The following is a 17807-nucleotide window of genomic DNA, read 5'->3' as shown; positions in this document are numbered from 1 at the left end:
GCAACCATCTATATAAACGCCGCTTTCATAACCCCGGATGCTATGAAAGCAAACGATATTGTTCCCCTCATGTGTATAGTGTGACCTTTTAAGATTGAATTATCTGTGACAAGTCTTGCTAGATGAGGCAAAGGATTGTTAGAAAAGGAATATTTAATTTCCTTTTCTAACAATATGGATTTTTAAATTATTTTCGCTTATAATAAAAATGATATAGGAGGGGTAACAATGAACGAATTTAGAAAGGATATACAGTCTAAGACGAATGACGTAATTGATTCCGGATTAGGTTTCGTATTCTCGTTTGTTTTCTTTTTCGTCATTTTCTTCATAGGCGTACTATTCGAATTTATCGGACGCTAATCCATAACGAAAGCTGAAAGGCTGCCTAAGGCAGTCTTTTTCTGTTTTCTGCATTATACGGCAAGAAGGTGGAAAACGTTCCTGATTGTTTAGTGAATTGATAATGCACTGCTCCATGAATATCCGATCTTAAGACAAGTACATCCTCTTGAAGTAGACGCTCGATCACTTCTTCGTGGGGATGCCCGTAACGATTATCCACTCCTGCAGATACTAGAGCGATGGCTGGATTTAAGCCCCTGATCCATGCTTCAGATGTCGATGTATGGCTTCCGTGGTGACCAACTTTTAGCACATCTGCTGATAATGATGGGTAATTTTTAAAAAGTTTTGCTTCTATTTGAGTTGAGATGTCTCCGGTAAATAGCCATGTCCTGCCTCCGAGCTGTGTATAAATTACTACTGAATTTTCATTGGTTTCTTTCTCATCATTCCCCGGATGAAGCACTTGAAATTTGTACGCACCCAGCTTAAGCACATCCCCTTGTTCGACCACATTTACATTGACATTTTTCTGATCGATTTTATGGTATGGACTTACATAGATCTCCTCTATACGAAATAAGTCAACTAATCGATTAACACTTCCACTATGGTCGCGATCCATATGAGAAATTATCAGTGCATCAATTTGTTTAATTCCTCTGGACTTTAAGAAAGGCCCAATAATATGATCAGCAATCCTGTTTGCATCATTGCTAAAGATTGGTGGTCCGGCTGCATCAATAATGATCACTCCTTTTCTATGAGGTAGCTCAATGACAAATGAATCACCTTGGCCGACGTCTAACATGGTCACAGTGCCATGTTCAGACAAGTAGGGTTTTACCGAATAACTAGCAAGAATGACAACCGTACCTACCCCGAACAAAAAGGCTGCGCTTAGCCGGTTTTGGACCCAGTTAACCATCATAAATCCAAACAGGATGAAATAAAGCAGCATCCACTCTAAAGGTAGCTCACCTACGACCCACTGGATGTTCAAAGGTTGACTCACAGCCATTAGCCCATTTAGAAACTGTTCATGAATAGAAATTGTGGTTTTAGATAGGATCAACGTCAATGATGGAAAAAGGAACGATAGGAATACGAAGAAAAACAGCAGCGGAATGATGAAAAAGGAGAAATACGGCACGAGCAAGACATTTGCTATCAAGGACAAGGGATTCATTTCATAAAAATAGTGAAGTTGTAAAGGTAAGATGACGGCTTGGCTTATAAAACTGATTACAGCTGAGATCACCCAGATATTTTTATGTTTTAGCAATGGAAAAGACAGCAGTAAACTAAACGTTACGATAAATGAGAATTGAAAACCCAAGTTGTAGAAGTATGATGGAGAGACTAATAATAGCAGAAAGGCAACAAGAGCGAGGACATCGATGACAGCTGCTTTTATCTTTAATTGTAGGATCAGCAGCAGAAACACTGCCATAAATACGGCTCTTAAAACAGAAGGCGCTGCACCTGAAAGAAAACTGTAGGCAGGAAGAATGAATAGAATAATTCCTCTTGCTTGTTCCATTGTAGTAAAGCCTGACCGAAATAGCAGCAAGAACACTCCACTCAGGAAAAGCCCGACATGAAGACCGGAAATCGCTAAAATATGTGATAAGCTAAAATTTCGAAACCATTCGATTCTCTCTTCTGAAAGAAATTGCGTATCACCAAATACGAGGGCAGACGTCCAGGCAAAAGCCTTTGGATCCATTGCTTCTTCTACCGTGGATATAATTGTGCTTCGTGCTTTATAAGCCTTGTGCAGAAAGGACTGCCCTTTGCAGATTATCTGATCAGATGACTGTAATGTCATTTCCCAAAATATTTGTTGATTATTTAAATAGTGTCGATAATCAAACTGCCCTGGGTTGCGAGCTTGATCAGGTATAGTAGACTCCCCCAAAAAGGTACATTGGGCACCATGCTTTAACTGTGATCGGACGTGGCTAATCTCAGCCGGCTCAACGTCCTTTTTAAAATAAATAATGATCGCTTTTTCATCACTTTGCTGCCTTCGAAGAGTCGTTCGTATTGTGCTTTCTGTTTCGATAATAGGTGAGATTAGTTTGCCTTCAAGGAATGTAGGGGGGTTAGCTGAAGAAGGTGCCTGGGGAGTGAAATATACATAGCCAAACATGATAAAGACTGAGAGGATGATTATCCAAATTGGCATCCCTCGGAGCTTAATCAACCATATGATTAACATACCGAGTGACAGATACATCATCAATCCCGTAGTGTTAGATAGTACCCCTCCCCCAGCCATGGCTAAAACCGGGAGATGGAGATTTGCTTTCATGTCTGCTGATTTCCATTCATTTGAAAAAGCCGTGTTGCCTTTTCTTTTAAACCTTCTACTTCTTCTTTGTTATGATCGCCCTGTTCAAGCTTATGTAAAAGAATATCGACTAGCTGTTCTTTTTCCACTGCGCTCGGATCAATCAAGTTGTCTTCTCTTTCTACTTTATGGATTTTTACTCCAGCTTGTTCTAACAGTTCAATGGCATAAGGATGATTACGATAATCCTCACTATAATAAACCGCTTTAATCCCTGCCTGTATAATCGCTTTTGTACAATGCAGACAAGGAAAATGAGATACATAAATTTCAGCCTGGTCTGTGGCTACACCAAATTTCGCACATTGCAAAAGAGCATTCATTTCAGCATGTATTGTACGAACACAGTGCCCTTCCATCACATAACAGCCTTCATCGATACAATGTACACCACCGGAAACACTACCATTGTAACCGCCTGCGATCATTCGTTTGTCCCTAACGATAACTGCCCCTACAGCTAAGCGTTCACATGTACTTCTCGATTTTAATAAATGACTTTGAGCAATAAAATATTGATTCCAAGAGATGCGCTCCATCATTTTAAACCCCCTTTACTTGTTTTTAATTGAATTCAGTTTACCCCTTCATTCGACGTCCAGTCAAACAAATCCACTAGGGAACTTGAATCGTATCGATCATATTTTCTAATGTTTTTTCGCCTATTCCCGTAACCTCAAGTAAATCTTCTGCTTTTTTAAATAATCCATTCTCTTCACGATGTTTTATGATAGCTTCTGCTTTCGAAGGACCAATTCCCGGCAGTGCTTGCATCTCTTCAAGAGTCGCTTGATTAATTCGTACTTTTCCAGTAATTCCAGATTGCTCTGTTTGAGCTTCACTGCCTGTTGTCAATGACGTGACTAAAATCACCATTTCGTCTTGAATCTTTTGAGCTAAATTGACGCTAGTTTGATCAGCCTGTTCCGTCATCCCACCAGCCAAGTCAATGGCATCGTTTACTCTTAATCCAGCATTTAATTCATAAATTCCTGGCTTTACTACCTCACCCTTGACATCAACAACCATCTTTTGCGTGGAGGTCTTTTCATTATCCTTTTCTATAGTTGCATCTAAAGCTGGTCTTTCACTCTCACGGACGACTGTTTGCTGATCATCTTTTTGTTGATAAATGATTAGAAATAACAAGAAAGGAATAATCAACAACCAACCATATCTTTTCAAGAACAACACTGTGCGCCTGTCCCCTTTCATAATTAAAAAGTTGAAGAATAAAGTAAGTAAAGTAAATGAAAAAGGAGGGATTCCAGATGCGTTATGGAATCATTGGTACGGGAAACATGGGAAGTATGTTAGCAAACGCCTTTATTTCAAGTGGAGCGGTCGATGCAAATGATTTAACCATTTATAATCGCACGCGCAAGAAAGCGGAATGGATAAAGAATCAGTTCAAAGAAATTACAATCGCAGATTCTGTTGAGGAGGTCGCCAGGGACAACGAAGTGATTTTCATATGTGTTAAACCTCATGATTATAAAGACATTTTAAGTCAATGCTCTCCGTCAGCCACCCAGTGCCTCGTATCCATTACGAGCCCAGTTTCCGTAGATGACTTAGAACGAATTACTTCGTGTCAAGTTGCAAGAGTGGTCCCATCCATTACGAATCGCGCGTTTTCCGGGGTTAGTTTATTTACGTACGGTGAGCGTATTTCTAATTTCTATAAAGAGGAACTCCTTTCCATCTTCTCTCATATTTCAACACCTATTGAAATTGATGAGGAATCAATACGTTCAGCTTCGGATATTGTTTCGTGCGGACCCGCTTTTATTAGCTTCTTATTGGAAAATATGATTAATGCCGCTCAAGAAGTTGGGGGAATGTCTAAAGATAAAGCGACACAGTTAACAGAGGAAATGATGATTGGGTTAGGAACTTTGTTAGAAAAACGCACGTACACATTGCCGGAACTAATGGAAAAAGTTACAGTTAAAGGCGGCGTTACAGGAGAAGGAATCAAGGCACTCGAGGAAAATGTAGGAGATCTTTTTCTGGAAATGTTCCAAGCAACTCATAACAAGCATAAAGAGGATAAACGTACAATACACTTTTAATACTTTCGACATTTTTTTCTTTATTCCTGCAAAAAAGATAAAAAGAGCATGAAAAATTTCATGCTCCTTTATAGTTTTTGACAAACAAAGAATAGCCTGTCCCCATTAGAAGCAGGATTTACCGAGAAATCAGCGCAAACTTGCTGAATGGTAAACCCTGCTTTTTCAATTGCCTGTTTTAAAGTGCTCAGCTCATATCCCTGCTGATAATGGTGTTCATCAAAACGTCGATACTCATCATGGTGACGAATGAAAAACGTCAAATCATGGACGATAGAGTACTTTTTTTCACCTGGATCACAAAACCATACGTAAGACACATCATCATATACTTCTGCGAAAGTTTGACCATACAGGTGAGATGTGATGTGCTCAACGGAATGAACATCAAATAAAAATAGTCCATTCCGTTGTAATGCTAGAAAGGCATGTTCAAAAACAGTTGTAAGTGATGTAAGATCTGTAATGTAATTCATCACGTCACAATAACTGACAATACAATCAAAGTTAGACAAACCCTGAAGGTTGATAATATCTTGTTTCAACCACTGTATGGACTGATCTTTATTAGCAGCTACGGAGAGCATTTCTTCTGATAAATCTACACCAGTCAATTGCCACCCTTGATTAGATAAACGCGTCGTTATTTCCCCTGTCCCACAACCAAGATCGAGTAACTGTTTAGCCTTTGGATGATAGTTGTTTAGCATATACGTTGTCCATGTAACCCATTGGTCATAGGGTGCATCCTTCATTAATTCATCATATACTTCTGCCATTTGCTGATAACTCATTTATCCTTCTATACCCTCAACAGCAACTGTTTCTGCGTCACCCCACAGGCGCTCAAGATTATAATAGCTTCGCTCATCTTTATGAAAAATATGGCAGACAATATCATTTAGGTCAACTAGAATCCAGCGGGCTTTATCAAACCCTTCCATCCTTTTTACCTCAATGCCGTTCTCTTCTGCCTGTGCTTTTACTTCTCTTGCGATCGCCTGTACTTGACGCTCATTTGAACCTTCACAGATCAAAAAGTAATCGGCAATAAGTGAAACGTCAGCCATGTCCAGAATAACAATGTCATTCGCTCGTTTCTCATCACAAGCTTTAGCAGTTAATGTAACTAATTCTTTACTTTCCATTATTTTCCTCCCTTAGGTTTATAATTGCTATTAAATCATTATATGCATGGATCGTGTCAGGGTAAACGGATCTGCTTTTTTTAGTTAAAAATTGTATGGTATTCGACAATGCTTGCAAACAAGCCGCATTTAAATTTGTTTCCGCTGTCTTTCTAACTTCCTCAACCCCTGGAAAACCTCTGCCTGGCTCAATGTAATCAGCTAAAAATACGACTTTATCCATAATGCTCATATTTTTCTTGCCTGATGTATGAGAGGCTATGGCAGACTGAATAGCTGAATCATGTAATCCAATTTCTTGCTCGAGCATAATCGCCCCAACAGGACCATGCCAAAGTTCATGATGGTGATGCAGCAAATCCTTTGATAATCGGCGATCAGCTACAATCCAGCGCTTCATATCTTCTTTAGACTTATACTTCGCATAATCGTGCAAAATAGCAGCAACTTCTGTTTTTTCTTGATTTGAACCAAATCGATTAGCCAGGATAAGTGCAGTTTCGGTCACTCGAACCGTATGTTCATATCTCGTCTCAGTGAGATGTGGCTGCACAAATTCGAGAAGTTCATCACGGCTTAGTTGCATACAACGTATTCTCCTTTATATAGTGATGGACAGTTTCTGGAAGGAGATATCTTACAGTTAAGTCTTGTCTTAATCGATCACGAATCAATGATGAAGAAATATCTATTCTAGGGATATCAATCATCACGACACCATCAGCTGCCTGTCCTTCAAAGTCCTGTCTCTGGACTCCAACAAAAGTGACAAGCGCCTTTAGTTCATTGATTTTATACCACTCTGATAAATGTTTTACCATATCCCCACCGATAATAAAATAAAACCGGTGATCAGGATGGGCCATTTTCAATTCCTTGATCGTATCAATTGTATAAGATGTCCCCTGCCTCTTTAATTCGAGGTCACAACATTGAAAACGATCATTTCCCCTTACTGCTACCTTTACCATTTCCATTCGTTCTTGCGGGGACACCGCGGCATCTTTTTTATGTGGAGGAAGATGAGAGGGAATAAACCAAACTTCATCTAAATCCATTGCTTCACGTACGTGTTCAGCCATGATCAAATGACCTTGGTGTGGCGGGTCAAACGTCCCCCCAAAAATCCCAACCCTTTTCATGAGAGCTCTCCTTTATGGTAAATCAATTTGTTTATTATTTTTAGATTCTTTATATAAAATAATCGTATTTCCGATTAGTTGAACAAGATCAGCCTCTGTATTATGAATAACTTCATCTGCTACAACAGAATTATCCTCGAAGCAATTCTGTAAAATACTTACTTTAATCAATTCCCTCTTTTCCAGTGCTTCAGAAATCTGTGTTGTCATATTTTCATTGACACCAGCTTTTCCTACTTGAAAAATAGGTTGAATCTGATGGGATTGACCTCGTAAATATTTCTTTTGTTTACTTGTTAACATGCTATACCCCTTTCAACTTCTTTTCGAACGCCTTCATCATTTCAGATGCATCCGTTGGCTTTCCTGTCCATATTTGAAAAGCATAGATTGCCTGATGTAAAAGCATTCCGTGACCATAATGTATCCGTGCTCCTCTTGCTTCTGCTTCTCTTAAAAATGCTGTCTTCATCGGCCGGTAAACGATATCACTTACAATCGTGTCTTTTGTTATTCCTGAGAGGGAAAGAAGCGTCTGTTCGTGATTTGGCGACATTCCAACCGATGTAGTTTGAATAATTAAGTCATACTTCACCAATTTTTCCTCTGCTTCTTTTAAAGAAAGAGCTTGCGAGATTGAGCTTGCGGATAAATCATCGATCACCTGCTGAGCTTTCTCAATCGTTCGATTCGCGAGATCAATTTTCTTTATTCCTTGCTTCAGTAAAGCATAAAAAATCCCTCGCGCTGCTCCTCCGCTGCCAAGAATAAGGACCTGCTTTGGTGACTCTACAGCATCAGCATGACGATCTACAAGAGAAGCGAGATAGCCTGTTCCGTCAGTATTATATCCAACATAGCGTCCCTTATCTAATTTAACTGTATTTACAGCACCTAAAAATCGGGCCGCATCATCCAATTCATCTAGGTATGGGAGGATCCGTTCCTTGTAAGGGACGGTAACATTAAACCCAGCTATGTGATCTGCCTTCATCTCATTGATTTTATCAGCAAACCCATCTGTCTCACATTCAAACAATTGATACTCTCCCAGCATCCCATGTATATCAAGTAATTGGTTATGGATCCATGGAGAGAGGGAGTGAGCGATTGGGTAGCCAATTAACCCAAGTTTCATGCTATCCACCTCCTTATATTAATGAATCCCGAAGAGATACTTTTACACCTTCAGGAGCGTAAGCCGTCACGGTTGCATGTCCTTCAGGGACAGTCACCCAGCCTAATCCTGAAAATACGATGTCAGTTTTAGGCTCTTGGATTTTAAACGTTACTCCTTTTAACGGTGGAAGCTGATCCATCGTTTCCCGATCAGGAGGAGCTAGCAATTCACCTATATGATTTTTATATAACTCATCTGCTTTATCAAGCTTCGTTCGATGAATAGGGATCTCATTAGCTAAATAGCAAATAAAGGAGGTACGCTCCCCAGCCTCAAAGTCTAACCGGGCCAATCCGCCAAAATAAAGCGTCTGCTGCTCATTTAGTTGGTACACTTTAGGCTTAACCTCTTTCCTGGGAGTAATCACCTTTAAATCCTGGTCTGATACGTAATGAGCCATCTGATGGCGATGAATCACTCCAGGCGTATCAAAAAGTGAGCTTTTTTCGTCCAAAGGAATGTCGATAAATCCTAATGTTGTTCCCGGGAAGTAGGAGGTCGTGATCGCATCTTTCACTCCTGATGTTTGATTAATCAACGCATTAATAAATGTTGACTTCCCAACATTTGTCGTTCCCACGACATAGACATCACCATGTTTTCTATAGCTGTCTATTGCTTTTGAGAGCTCATCAATCCCTTGTTCCTTCTGTGCTGAGATTAAGTATATCGCTTCTACCTTAAGCCCCTGTTCCTTGGCCGCATGTCGCAGCCATTGCTTCACTTTATTGTGATTTACCGATTTCGGAAGGACATCCATTTTATTTCCGACTAAGATCACTGGGTTTTGACCAGTCAAGCGCTTCAACCCCGGGATAAAACTTCCGTTAAAATCAAAAATATCAACAAGTTGAACAATGAGGCCTTTACTTTTACTTATTTGGTTTAACATGTTTAGAAAATCATCATCTTGATAGGGAACATCTTGTACTTCATTGTAATGTTTTAAGCGAAAACACCGTTTGCAAATAATATCATCTTTCTCAAGAGCAGATTGTGGTGCAAAACCAGGCTGTTTAGAGTCGGTTGTTTGGATAGCAGCCCCGCATCCTTGACAAATTATTTCACTCATCGTCCGTTTCCCTCCTCCCATGTTATCTTACCTCTACGTTTCATCCAGCTTAATATCCTGCGCTCAATTTTACGATTAAAACGAGTCCAAAAGCCATCTGTTTCTACTATAGGAACAACTAAAATTGTATAAAGACCTGCTAAGTTGCCACCCAGTACGTCTGTCATCAGTTGATCTCCTACAACAACAATTTCACCCTTGTGCACATTCATATCTTTCCTGGCCTTTTTAAATGCCTTTGACAACGGCTTTCTGGCACTATGAATGAATGATGTATTTAATGGCTCAGAGAACAGTTTCACTCGATTTTCATTATTATTTGAGGCAATCGTCACTTGAATGCCATGATTATTCATGTGACGAAACCAGTTAACAATCTCTTCTGTGGCGTCAGGTTCGTCCCATGCAACTAGCGTATTATCCAAGTCCGTAATGATCCCTTTAATTCCTTTCTCCTTCAAATTTTCAGGATCTATATCATGAATACTTTTCACATGCTCATTTGGCAGAAACTTTTTAATCATACGATCACTCCATCCTTCACGACAAATCTCCTTACCCATCATATACAAAATTTCTACAAGATTCAAAAGAATATTGAAGCCTTCAGCTATATTCAAAAAATCGTTCGACAATTCGCGACAAACCGTGCCTGTGGATAAGTTTATGCACATATTCCACACCCGAAATCCTTTGTCCTACCTATTCTGCTAAACAATATCGTTACACTTATCTACATTTGCCTGTAGATAAATGGTGTATTGTAGGGGTTCTATGATCGTGGTAAGGTAAACTTGCATTAGTTAAAATACACTTTTCAAAACAGGAGGTGGCTGCCACACATGTGGCAGAGAGATGAAACAATTATCCGATACCCTGTTATTACAATCTTACCACAAAGCTATTGAGCTCAATCTTTCACAGGATTTCATTAAACAGATCGAAGAAGAAATACAAGAGCGCTCCATTACCCATCTGGTTGACAAAAAGTTTACCCAAGTAGGTTAAAAATGGAGCAACTTGCAAATAATGAGAACTACCTGCTCGTTTCCTAACAAGGGAACGAGTTTTTTTCTTGAAAATTTTTCTGATGTATTTGTCGTCTTTCTACTTATTTAAAGGATTTTAAAAAACACTAGATGATTTATCTTTTACGAATAGTATTCAGTTGAATAATCCTATACTTTTTGATTACAATTGAGTGAAGTAACTATTTCGCTACTATATTTTTTAGTATTGAACTTAGCCTGAGGGAGGAACAACTAGATGCTGCTGGCTGTACTATTGCCTTTTATTATTGCCATTTTTATTCCATTTTTAAGCAAATGGAAAGAAAAGCTTCACACTGGCTTCTTTGTAACTGCTGTACCTGTTGTGATCTTTATTTATTTTGCCCAGTTCTTAGGGGCAGGATTTGAACCTGTAACTAGAGAATACAGTTGGATTCCTTCTCTGGACATAAACATTCTCTTTTATTTAGACGGTTTGAGCTTACTATTCGTACTTTTAATTAGCGGGATTGGCTCCCTAGTTGCTTTTTATTCGATCTATTATTTACATAAATCAGAGCAGCTAGGACATTTTTACGTTTACTTTCTATTATTCATGGGGTCGATGTTAGGTGTGGTCCTGTCAGATAACGTGTTCGTTTTATACACGTTCTGGGAGTTCACTTCTTTATCTTCCTTCTTATTAATCGGGTTTTGGAATTATAAAGAACGTTCAAGGTACGGAGCTTTAAAGTCGATGCTTATTACCGTTTTTGGCGGACTCAGCTTACTTGGTGGTTTAGTATTCATGAGTGTCATTACCGGGACAACGAGCATCCAACAAATGATTCGTCAGCAAGAGCTTATTTTAAACCACGAGTTCTTCCCTTTAATCCTTGTCTTCATATTATTAGGAGCTTTCACTAAATCTGCCCAATTTCCATTTCACATTTGGCTGCCAGACGCGATGGAAGCGCCAACGCCTGTAAGTGCTTACTTGCACTCAGCAACGATGGTTAAAGCTGGAATCTATTTAGTCGCAAGATTTTCACCTATGCTATCTGCGTCAGATTGGTTCTTTATCATTGTATCAACAGCAGGAATCGTCACCCTCTGCTGGGGATCCTATATGGCTGTTCGACAAACTGATCTCAAAGGGATTCTGGCCTTCTCAACGATCAGCCAGTTAGGCATGATTATGGCCATGCTTGGATTTGGAACAAAGGTTGCAATATTTGCAGCTGTTTTCCACATTTTAAACCATGCTACCTTTAAAGGAAGCTTATTTATGATAGCCGGAATTGTCGATCATGAAACAGGTTCAAGGGACATTCGTAAGCTTGGTGGCTTAATGACTTTCCTGCCAGTTACAGCAACATTAGCTTTGTTTGCCTCATTTTCGATGGCAGGTGTCCCTCTTCCATTCTTAAATGGTTTTTATAGTAAAGAACTATTTTTTGACTCCGCTATAAATTTGGAGCAAACCACAACCGGAATCGCTGCATTTCTGAAAACGATCTTTCCATACTTAGCTGTTTTCGGTAGCATCTTTACCTTTGTCTATTCTATGTACTTTTTCTTTGGTACATTTAGAGGAAAAGCGAATTTGGACGAACTGCCTAAAAAGCCACATGAGGCTCCTTTTGGGATGCTTGTCTCACCTATGATTTTAGTTGCGGGAGTCATTATCATTGGACTCTTCCCACAAATTATTAATGAACCATTTATTGCCCACGCGGCTACAGCTGTAAAAGGGTTTGAGTTTACTAAACACATCTCTTTCTGGCACGGTATTACGCTGCCATTCATCATGTCCCTAACTGTCATTGCCTTTGGAACAGTTCTTGTCCTGTCACTGACAAAATGGCGGTCTGTTTATAGGATTGTTCCCGGAGTACTAAGTCTTAACAAATTTTACGATGGGCTCGTTGATCGAACTGTAAGCTATTCTTCAATCGTAACCAAGAGTTATATGAACGGTTCTTTAGGAAGATATGTTCGTTTAATTATTGCCGCCATAGTTATTGCGGGCTTTGGGATAATGGCAGCTACAGACGGCTTTCATCTTGAAACAAGCAACCTTGCTGAAATTACAGTAACAGAACTGTTTGTAGCATTTATGATGATCATCGCGGCTATTGGAACCATTATAGTGAACAACCGTATAGCAGCCATTCTTATCTTAGGAGTAGTAGGTTATGGTCTTTCTTTACTGTTTGTCATCTACAGAGCCCCAGACTTAGCTTTAACTCAGTTTATTATCGAAACCGTAACACTAGCATTATTTTTACTTGTCTTTTACCACTTGCCTAAACTTGAGAAAAAAAATGAATCAACAAGTACAAAGACTTTAAATCTAGTCATCTCCGTTGGGTTCGGTGCCCTGATGACTATGGTTGCCATTTCCGCTCATAGCAGTAAAATGTTTGATTCAATCGCAGATTACTTCATAGAAAATTCTTATAAGCTTGGCGGAGGAGATAACATAGTTAACGTCATTCTAGTAGATATGCGTGGTCTTGATACGTTATTTGAGATCACGGTGCTTGGAATAGCTGCCATGGCGATCTACGGATTGATCCGATTACGCGGAAGTAAAAAGGAGGAGGAATAAAGAATGGAAATTATTATGGCAGTGCTTGCTGGTATATTGTTCACAACAGCCGTTTATAACCTCCTCCAGAAACAAATGCTCCGTATTATCATAGGTACGGCACTACTTTCTCATGGAGCACATTTATTCATCTTAACAATGGGAGAGTTAAAGAGGGGTGCACCACCCATTCTATCAGAAGAGGTCGAGCAATATACTGACCCGCTTCCACAAGCCTTGATTCTCACTTCAATTGTTATTAGTTTCGGGATAACGAGCCTGCTGCTCGTTCTTGCTTATCGCGCTTCTAAGAAAAATGGTACAGATAATATGGAGCAACTGAGAGGTAACGAATATGAGTAATTTAATTTCACTACCCATTGTATTGCCATTACTAGCAGGAATCATTGTCGCTTTTCTAGCAAATAATAAACCGCTTGTACGTCGAGTATCTCAAACTTTAGCGGTCATCAACCTTATCGTCACTGGTTTCGTCTTATATCAGGTTTACCAAAACGGCACCATCGTACTGGAAACAGGTGACTGGATTGCGCCTTATGGAATTATTCTTGTTGGCGATATGCTATCTGTTACCCTTGCGTTTACCACGAACATAATAGCTGTCGCTTGCGTGTTTTATGCTTCAAAATCATTAACAGATCAGCAAGAGTCGTTTTATTTTTACAGCTTCTTCTTTTTGTTGATTACAGGCGTAAGCGGTGCCTTCATTACAGGTGATATCTTCAACCTCTTCGTATTTTTCGAAGTACTGCTAATGGCTTCATATGGGTTGATTGTCCTCGGTAATGGCAAAGCACAACTTAGAGAGTCAATGAAATATGTATTAATTAACGTGTTTTCCTCCATGTTGTTTGTTACAACTGTTGCTTTTTTGTATTCGGTTGTAGGGACTTTGAACATGGCTCATATTGCTCAGCGTGTTCAGGAAGTTGAACAACAGGGGGTTCTTACAACAATAGGGATTTTATTATTCTTCGTATTTGCAACGAAGGCAGCTGTTTTTCCTTTATACTATTGGCTTCCTCGCTCATACAGTGTCCCGAATCCAGTTGTGTCAACGTTATTTGGTGCACTGCTGACAAAAGTAGGGATTTACTCGATTTTACGTGTATTCACGCTAATCTTTGCTTGGGAAGCGGATCTAACTCATACACTCTTTATCTATTTAGCAGCGTTTACTATGATATTTGGTGTGGTAGGTGCCCTATCTACTAATAATATTAAACTTATTATGGCTTATAATATTATTCCAGCAGTTGGATTTATGCTGATGGGAATTGGCATCTTTACAGAAACGTCGATAAGCGGGACCGTCTACTATTTGATCCATGATATGATTATTAAAGGAGCCTTCTTTCTACTGATCGGCGTGATCGCTTATGTAGCAGGAACTTCGGATTTGAAAAAAATGAGTGGTTTGATCCATCATTACCCTGTGCTCGGTTGGTTCTTTTTTATCGCTACTCTAGTTCTAGCCGGTATTCCACCTTTTAGCGGCTTCATTGGAAAACTTCTTCTTATACAGGGAGGTTTAGCACAAGAACAAATTTTTATTGTCATTGCTGCACTCGTATCAAGTCTGCTAATTCTCTTCTCTATGATAAGAATATTCATTCAAGGGTTTTGGGGAGAAAAAACAGAGCTTGCTCACCCTGAGAGAAAGCGGGCTGCCCATCAAATGACTTGGCCGATAGGAATCCTGTTATCCCTTTCTGTACTTCTAGGAGTCGGTGCAGAATGGTTCTACCCATCCGTTGAATGGATTGGCGAATACCTTATGAATCCGGAAATCTATATCGATTCTGTACTAAAGGAGTAGAAAACACATGCCATTTCAAATTGTCATCAATATTATCTTGGCTGCAATGTGGATGTTCTTAAGTGAGACCTACAACTTTAAAACATTCTTTGTCGGCTACTTGTTAGGTATTGGGCTGCTCTTTTTGCTTCAGAGGTTTATTCCCGATGCGTTTTATATAAAGAGAGTAGCAAAATTGATCAAGTTAATTATGTTGTTCATCCGAGAACTGGTCCTTTCAAACATTGATATTCTAAAAAATGTGTACCGCCCTAAACTCGATGTCAGTCCTGGTATTTTTGCACTTCCAACTGAGTTAAAAAGTAACTGGGAAATTACACTGCTGGCGAACTTGATTTCATTGACACCTGGAACATTGTCATTAGTAATCAGTGAGGATTATTCGGTCATTTATGTCCACGCTATGCATATTGAAGATGTAGAAGAATCAATCACAGAAATCAAAGAAACGTTTGAAAAAGCCATTATGGAGGTGACTCGCTAATGAAGAATATGCTAGATGTCACCCAATCTCTCGTACAAATTTCGGTGACTATATCCATTGTTGGTGTGTCCATCTCCCTGCTTCTTCTGCTTTACAGAACGGTTAAAGGACCGACAAACCCGGACCGTGCAGTTGCCCTTGATACGATTGGGGTAAACATCATGGCACTGGCCGGGTTGATCGCTGTTTATCTAGTGACAACAAAGGCGAACGATGTCGTTCTGCTTATTGGGATCTTACTTTTCATAGGTAATGTGGGATTGGCTAAATTTTTAGAAAAGGGTGTTATCATTGAGCGGAACATGGATTAACGTAATACTTGATATTCTCATATGTATTTCCTTACTCTCGGGTACGTTCTTTATTGTTTCTGCCTCGATTGGTATCCTGAGGTTCCCTGACGTTTATACAAGGCTTCATGCAGCTACAAAGGGCTCAACATTAGGGATAACCGGGATCCTCATTGGATCATTTCTTTTCATGTACGTAGAGCATGGGATCGTGAGTGGAAAATTACTGTTAGGTATCCTATTCATTCTTTTAACGGCTCCCGTAACCGGGCATGTGCTGGGGCGGGCCGCTTATTACAGTGGTGTTCCGTTGAGTGATAAAAGTGTGGAAGATGAGCATAAAAAGAATTTGGAAAAGGTAAAAGATCACTGAATCGCTTAAGAATGGGGCCAGTCGTTTCTGGTCTCTTTTTTTTTGCCTGATTTTTCTTCCTGTACAAGCACAGGGACATGCTTCCACACATACACTTGTTGTAGGCAAGAGCCTAACACCGAGGGAGGTATCCGCACTGTGAGCAGTCTGATCGCTTCTATCCTTTACTTTTTTAAAGAATCTTTACTCTTTGTGTCTTATGTAAAAAATCAGGCATTTCCAAATCCACTGTCTAAAGAGGAAGAAGCCAAACAACTGAAACTGATGGAAGAGGGAAGCCGAGAGGCAAGAGATACGTTGATTGAACATAACTTGAGACTGGTTGCTCATATTGTTAAAAAGTTTGAAAATACGAAGGAGGATTTTGAGGATTTAATTTCAATTGGAACGATAGGACTAATCAAAGGCATAGAGAGCTACTCTACAGGCAAAGGTACGAAATTGGCTACCTATGCTGCCAGATGTATAGAAAACGAAATACTGATGCATCTTCGTTCCACTAAGAAGATGAATAAAGACATCTCGTTACAAGATCCGATTGGTCACGACAAAGAAGGAAATGAATTGAATTTGCTTGATATATTGCAAGCAGATGTCGAGGATATTGTTGAAGAGATTCAGCTTCACATGGAGCTTGAACAAATTAAGGAGTTTATTACTGTTTTAGATGAAAGAGAAAAAGAAGTCATCATATTCCGTTATGGCCTGGGAGATACAGATGAAAAAACTCAAAGGGAAATTGCAAGAGAGTTAAACATCTCCAGGAGTTATGTTTCTCGTATTGAGAAAAGAGCACTAATGAAAATCTTTCATGAATTTTATAAACAAAGCAAGCGAAAAAAACCATCTTAGGCAAGACACTTATTAAAGGAAAAGACATATGTAAAGCCACTGTTTTTACACAGTGGCTTCTATTCTTCAAGTAAACGCTGGCGCAATTTCTTAAGCTTTAGTACAAATCCAAATGCTGCACTTAACAATCCAGCAATCATGATTAGCAGATAGAGATAAGCTTGAGAATGATATTCATAGATACTAATGAGTACGCCAATATATAAATAACTGCTTAATATGAGTAGAGTTAAGGTAAATCGCTTATAATCTGCAATTTTGCTCTCAATCCATTCGGTAGACTTCAATTATGCCACCTCCTGTATGTGCTCATTTTAACACATATATAAATGATAAAAGGTGGGAATTTTTGTTAGTCTAGCGATGTAAGCATCTCCATAATCATCGTTGCAGCATTCTCCGCAGCCTTAGGAAGGAATTGGTCAAATGAAATGGAAGATTCCTTACCTGCTATATCTGAGAGGGCTCGTATTACAACGAAAGGAGTATTGTATTTATAGCATACTTGGGCAATTGCCGCCGCCTCCATTTCAGCGGCAATCATTTCAGGAAATTTGCCGCGTACAAAACTTACGCGAGCTTCCTCCTGCATGAAGGAATCACCTGTAGCAATGATTCCTTTCTTCGCTTTAGCGTCCGTTTTCCTCACAGCCTCCATTGCTCTTTCCATCAATGATGAATCCGCCGGGTACATGGCCGGAAGACCTGGAACCTGACCATACTCATACTGAAAAGCAGTCACATCAACATCATGATGAGTGACAAGAGAAGAAATGACGAGATCGCCGACTTCTAATTCCTTTGCAAATCCCCCGGCTGACCCTGTATTAATCACTCGCTCAATGGTAAAACGCTCATGCAAAATAGTCGTTGCAATTGCGGCGTTCACTTTACCAATTCCTGACTGTAAAAGTACAACCGATTGTTGACAAAGCTCGCCTTCTATAAATTTACTTCCGGCAGCCTCAACCGTTTGATTGATTTTCATTTTGCTCTTTAGCAATTCTATTTCTTCATCCATTGCTCCAATAATTCCGATGGCCATACTTTAGCTCTCCTCCGCTTAAT

At 39.6% G+C, this 17807-nt stretch carries 23 protein-coding genes; 10 read left to right on the top strand and 13 right to left on the bottom strand.

Annotated elements, in window-relative coordinates:
• The first annotated feature begins 228 nt into the window (after positions 1 to 228).
• The gene (locus tag MUO15_RS01570; protein WP_079530333.1) at positions 229 to 363 is read left to right on the top strand and encodes a YqzM family protein; all 135 of its coding nucleotides are present in this window, start codon (positions 229 to 231) and stop codon (positions 361 to 363) included.
• 25 nt (positions 364 to 388) lie between these two features.
• Here MUO15_RS01570 and MUO15_RS01565 read toward each other — a convergent pair whose 3' ends face one another.
• The 3 genes from MUO15_RS01565 to MUO15_RS01555 all read right to left on the bottom strand — a co-directional run bounded on the left by MUO15_RS01565 (position 389) and on the right by MUO15_RS01555 (position 3895).
• A complete protein-coding gene (locus MUO15_RS01565; RefSeq protein WP_245032938.1) occupies positions 389 to 2662 on the bottom strand; it encodes a DNA internalization-related competence protein ComEC/Rec2 in 2274 nt (757 codons plus the stop codon).
• Positions 2659 to 3240 (bottom strand): ComE operon protein 2, encoded by a 582-nt coding sequence (locus tag MUO15_RS01560; protein ID WP_245035798.1) that lies wholly within the window; start codon positions 3238 to 3240, stop codon positions 2659 to 2661. Before MUO15_RS01560 ends, MUO15_RS01565 begins: the two co-directional genes overlap by 4 nt.
• Before the next feature lie 76 nt (positions 3241 to 3316).
• The gene (locus tag MUO15_RS01555; protein ID WP_245032936.1) at positions 3317 to 3895 is read right to left on the bottom strand and encodes a helix-hairpin-helix domain-containing protein; all 579 of its coding nucleotides are present in this window, start codon (positions 3893 to 3895) and stop codon (positions 3317 to 3319) included.
• A gap of 77 nt (positions 3896 to 3972) precedes the next feature.
• On the opposite strand from MUO15_RS01555, the gene comER reads away from it, so the two are divergent.
• On the top strand, positions 3973 to 4776 hold the full coding sequence (gene comER, locus MUO15_RS01550) for a late competence protein ComER (RefSeq protein WP_245032934.1): 804 nt from the start codon (positions 3973 to 3975) through the stop codon (positions 4774 to 4776).
• Between the two features lie 68 nt (positions 4777 to 4844).
• Here comER and MUO15_RS01545 read toward each other — a convergent pair whose 3' ends face one another.
• From MUO15_RS01545 to MUO15_RS01510, 8 genes are read right to left on the bottom strand one after another with little or no spacing between them, the layout of a single operon-like run.
• Positions 4845 to 5570 carry a class I SAM-dependent DNA methyltransferase gene (locus tag MUO15_RS01545; RefSeq protein WP_245032932.1) on the bottom strand — a complete coding sequence of 242 codons (726 nt, stop codon included), beginning with the start codon at positions 5568 to 5570 and terminating at the stop codon, positions 4845 to 4847.
• Positions 5571 to 5924 carry a ribosome silencing factor gene (gene rsfS, locus MUO15_RS01540; RefSeq protein ID WP_245032930.1) on the bottom strand — a complete coding sequence of 118 codons (354 nt, stop codon included), beginning with the start codon at positions 5922 to 5924 and terminating at the stop codon, positions 5571 to 5573. It lies immediately after the preceding gene.
• The gene (gene yqeK / locus MUO15_RS01535; protein ID WP_245032928.1) at positions 5914 to 6510 is read right to left on the bottom strand and encodes a bis(5'-nucleosyl)-tetraphosphatase (symmetrical) YqeK; all 597 of its coding nucleotides are present in this window, start codon (positions 6508 to 6510) and stop codon (positions 5914 to 5916) included. Before yqeK ends, rsfS begins: the two co-directional genes overlap by 11 nt.
• Complete coding sequence (locus tag MUO15_RS01530; protein WP_245032926.1) at positions 6494 to 7066, bottom strand: nicotinate-nucleotide adenylyltransferase; 573 nt, start codon at positions 7064 to 7066, stop codon at positions 6494 to 6496. Before MUO15_RS01530 ends, yqeK begins: the two co-directional genes overlap by 17 nt.
• A gap of 12 nt (positions 7067 to 7078) precedes the next feature.
• Positions 7079 to 7369, bottom strand: a complete 291-nt coding sequence (yhbY, locus tag MUO15_RS01525; RefSeq protein ID WP_245032924.1) for a ribosome assembly RNA-binding protein YhbY — start codon at positions 7367 to 7369, stop codon at positions 7079 to 7081.
• Between the two features lies 1 nt (position 7370).
• Positions 7371 to 8204, bottom strand: coding sequence for a shikimate dehydrogenase (gene aroE, locus MUO15_RS01520; RefSeq protein ID WP_245032922.1), 834 nt, complete (start codon positions 8202 to 8204; stop codon positions 7371 to 7373).
• 13 nt (positions 8205 to 8217) lie between these two features.
• Positions 8218 to 9318 carry a ribosome biogenesis GTPase YqeH gene (yqeH, locus tag MUO15_RS01515; protein WP_245032920.1) on the bottom strand — a complete coding sequence of 367 codons (1101 nt, stop codon included), beginning with the start codon at positions 9316 to 9318 and terminating at the stop codon, positions 8218 to 8220.
• On the bottom strand, positions 9315 to 9992 hold the full coding sequence (locus tag MUO15_RS01510) for a YqeG family HAD IIIA-type phosphatase (protein ID WP_256464159.1): 678 nt from the start codon (positions 9990 to 9992) through the stop codon (positions 9315 to 9317). The genes yqeH and MUO15_RS01510 overlap by 4 nt, the downstream gene beginning before the upstream one ends.
• A gap of 181 nt (positions 9993 to 10173) precedes the next feature.
• Between MUO15_RS01510 and sda the strand changes: the two genes are divergently transcribed.
• The 8 genes from sda (at position 10174) to sigK (ending at position 16739) form a co-directional block, all read left to right on the top strand.
• Positions 10174 to 10326, top strand: coding sequence for a sporulation histidine kinase inhibitor Sda (gene sda, locus MUO15_RS01505; RefSeq protein WP_245032918.1), 153 nt, complete (start codon positions 10174 to 10176; stop codon positions 10324 to 10326).
• A gap of 258 nt (positions 10327 to 10584) precedes the next feature.
• Positions 10585 to 12921, top strand: a complete 2337-nt coding sequence (locus MUO15_RS01500) for a Na+/H+ antiporter subunit A (protein ID WP_245032916.1) — start codon at positions 10585 to 10587, stop codon at positions 12919 to 12921.
• 3 nt (positions 12922 to 12924) lie between these two features.
• Positions 12925 to 13263: a Na(+)/H(+) antiporter subunit C gene (locus MUO15_RS01495; RefSeq protein ID WP_245032914.1), complete on the top strand. Its 339-nt coding sequence runs from the start codon at positions 12925 to 12927 to the stop codon at positions 13261 to 13263.
• Positions 13256 to 14740, top strand: coding sequence for a Na+/H+ antiporter subunit D (locus MUO15_RS01490; protein WP_245032912.1), 1485 nt, complete (start codon positions 13256 to 13258; stop codon positions 14738 to 14740). The genes MUO15_RS01495 and MUO15_RS01490 overlap by 8 nt, the downstream gene beginning before the upstream one ends.
• Before the next feature lie 7 nt (positions 14741 to 14747).
• Entirely contained in the window at positions 14748 to 15224 is a 477-nt protein-coding gene (locus tag MUO15_RS01485) for a Na+/H+ antiporter subunit E (RefSeq protein ID WP_245032910.1), read from the top strand.
• Positions 15224 to 15535 (top strand): monovalent cation/H+ antiporter complex subunit F, encoded by a 312-nt coding sequence (locus tag MUO15_RS01480; protein WP_245032908.1) that lies wholly within the window; start codon positions 15224 to 15226, stop codon positions 15533 to 15535. Before MUO15_RS01485 ends, MUO15_RS01480 begins: the two co-directional genes overlap by 1 nt.
• On the top strand, positions 15516 to 15887 hold the full coding sequence (gene mnhG / locus MUO15_RS01475) for a monovalent cation/H(+) antiporter subunit G (protein WP_245032906.1): 372 nt from the start codon (positions 15516 to 15518) through the stop codon (positions 15885 to 15887). Before MUO15_RS01480 ends, mnhG begins: the two co-directional genes overlap by 20 nt.
• 138 nt (positions 15888 to 16025) lie before the next feature.
• Complete coding sequence (gene sigK, locus MUO15_RS01470; RefSeq protein ID WP_245032904.1) at positions 16026 to 16739, top strand: RNA polymerase sporulation sigma factor SigK; 714 nt, start codon at positions 16026 to 16028, stop codon at positions 16737 to 16739.
• Between the two features lie 59 nt (positions 16740 to 16798).
• On the opposite strand, the gene MUO15_RS01465 is transcribed toward sigK, so the two are convergent.
• Complete coding sequence (locus MUO15_RS01465) at positions 16799 to 17026, bottom strand: YrhC family protein (protein ID WP_245032902.1); 228 nt, start codon at positions 17024 to 17026, stop codon at positions 16799 to 16801.
• A 65-nt stretch (positions 17027 to 17091) separates the two neighbouring features.
• Positions 17092 to 17784, bottom strand: coding sequence for a 5'-methylthioadenosine/S-adenosylhomocysteine nucleosidase (mtnN, locus tag MUO15_RS01460; protein WP_245032900.1), 693 nt, complete (start codon positions 17782 to 17784; stop codon positions 17092 to 17094).
• Between the last annotated feature and the right edge of the window lie 23 nt (positions 17785 to 17807).

Origin of the sequence: Halobacillus amylolyticus, assembly GCF_022921115.1 — a bacterium.
GTDB classification, from domain to species: Bacteria; Bacillota; Bacilli; order Bacillales; family Halobacillaceae; genus Halobacillus_A; species Halobacillus_A amylolyticus.
The sequence above is the reverse complement of the archived record's forward strand: the minus strand, read 5'-3'. Positions and strand labels throughout refer to the sequence as shown.

Excerpts from the sequence above, each read along its gene's own strand:
- rsfS (WP_245032930.1), bottom strand. The coding sequence starts at position 5,924 with ATGGAAAGTAAAGAATTAGTTACATTAACTGCTAAAGCTTGTGATGAG.
- mtnN (WP_245032900.1), bottom strand. The coding sequence starts at position 17,784 with ATGGCCATCGGAATTATTGGAGCAATGGATGAAGAAATAGAATTGCTA.
- aroE (WP_245032922.1), bottom strand. The coding sequence starts at position 8,204 with ATGAAACTTGGGTTAATTGGCTACCCAATCGCTCACTCCCTCTCTCCA.
- MUO15_RS01560 (WP_245035798.1), bottom strand. The coding sequence starts at position 3,240 with ATGGAGCGCATCTCTTGGAATCAATATTTTATTGCTCAAAGTCATTTA.
- yhbY (WP_245032924.1), bottom strand. The coding sequence starts at position 7,369 with ATGTTAACAAGTAAACAAAAGAAATATTTACGAGGTCAATCCCATCAG.
- MUO15_RS01565 (WP_245032938.1), bottom strand. The coding sequence starts at position 2,662 with ATGAAAGCAAATCTCCATCTCCCGGTTTTAGCCATGGCTGGGGGAGGG.
- sda (WP_245032918.1), top strand. The coding sequence starts at position 10,174 with ATGAAACAATTATCCGATACCCTGTTATTACAATCTTACCACAAAGCT.
- MUO15_RS01500 (WP_245032916.1), top strand. The coding sequence starts at position 10,585 with ATGCTGCTGGCTGTACTATTGCCTTTTATTATTGCCATTTTTATTCCA.
- MUO15_RS01570 (WP_079530333.1), top strand. The coding sequence starts at position 229 with ATGAACGAATTTAGAAAGGATATACAGTCTAAGACGAATGACGTAATT.
- MUO15_RS01485 (WP_245032910.1), top strand. The coding sequence starts at position 14,748 with ATGCCATTTCAAATTGTCATCAATATTATCTTGGCTGCAATGTGGATG.
- yqeK (WP_245032928.1), bottom strand. The coding sequence starts at position 6,510 with ATGCAACTAAGCCGTGATGAACTTCTCGAATTTGTGCAGCCACATCTC.
- comER (WP_245032934.1), top strand. The coding sequence starts at position 3,973 with ATGCGTTATGGAATCATTGGTACGGGAAACATGGGAAGTATGTTAGCA.
- yqeH (WP_245032920.1), bottom strand. The coding sequence starts at position 9,318 with ATGAGTGAAATAATTTGTCAAGGATGCGGGGCTGCTATCCAAACAACC.
- MUO15_RS01495 (WP_245032914.1), top strand. The coding sequence starts at position 12,925 with ATGGAAATTATTATGGCAGTGCTTGCTGGTATATTGTTCACAACAGCC.
- MUO15_RS01490 (WP_245032912.1), top strand. The coding sequence starts at position 13,256 with ATGAGTAATTTAATTTCACTACCCATTGTATTGCCATTACTAGCAGGA.
- MUO15_RS01545 (WP_245032932.1), bottom strand. The coding sequence starts at position 5,570 with ATGAGTTATCAGCAAATGGCAGAAGTATATGATGAATTAATGAAGGAT.
- MUO15_RS01480 (WP_245032908.1), top strand. The coding sequence starts at position 15,224 with ATGAAGAATATGCTAGATGTCACCCAATCTCTCGTACAAATTTCGGTG.
- MUO15_RS01510 (WP_256464159.1), bottom strand. The coding sequence starts at position 9,992 with ATGTGCATAAACTTATCCACAGGCACGGTTTGTCGCGAATTGTCGAAC.
- MUO15_RS01530 (WP_245032926.1), bottom strand. The coding sequence starts at position 7,066 with ATGAAAAGGGTTGGGATTTTTGGGGGGACGTTTGACCCGCCACACCAA.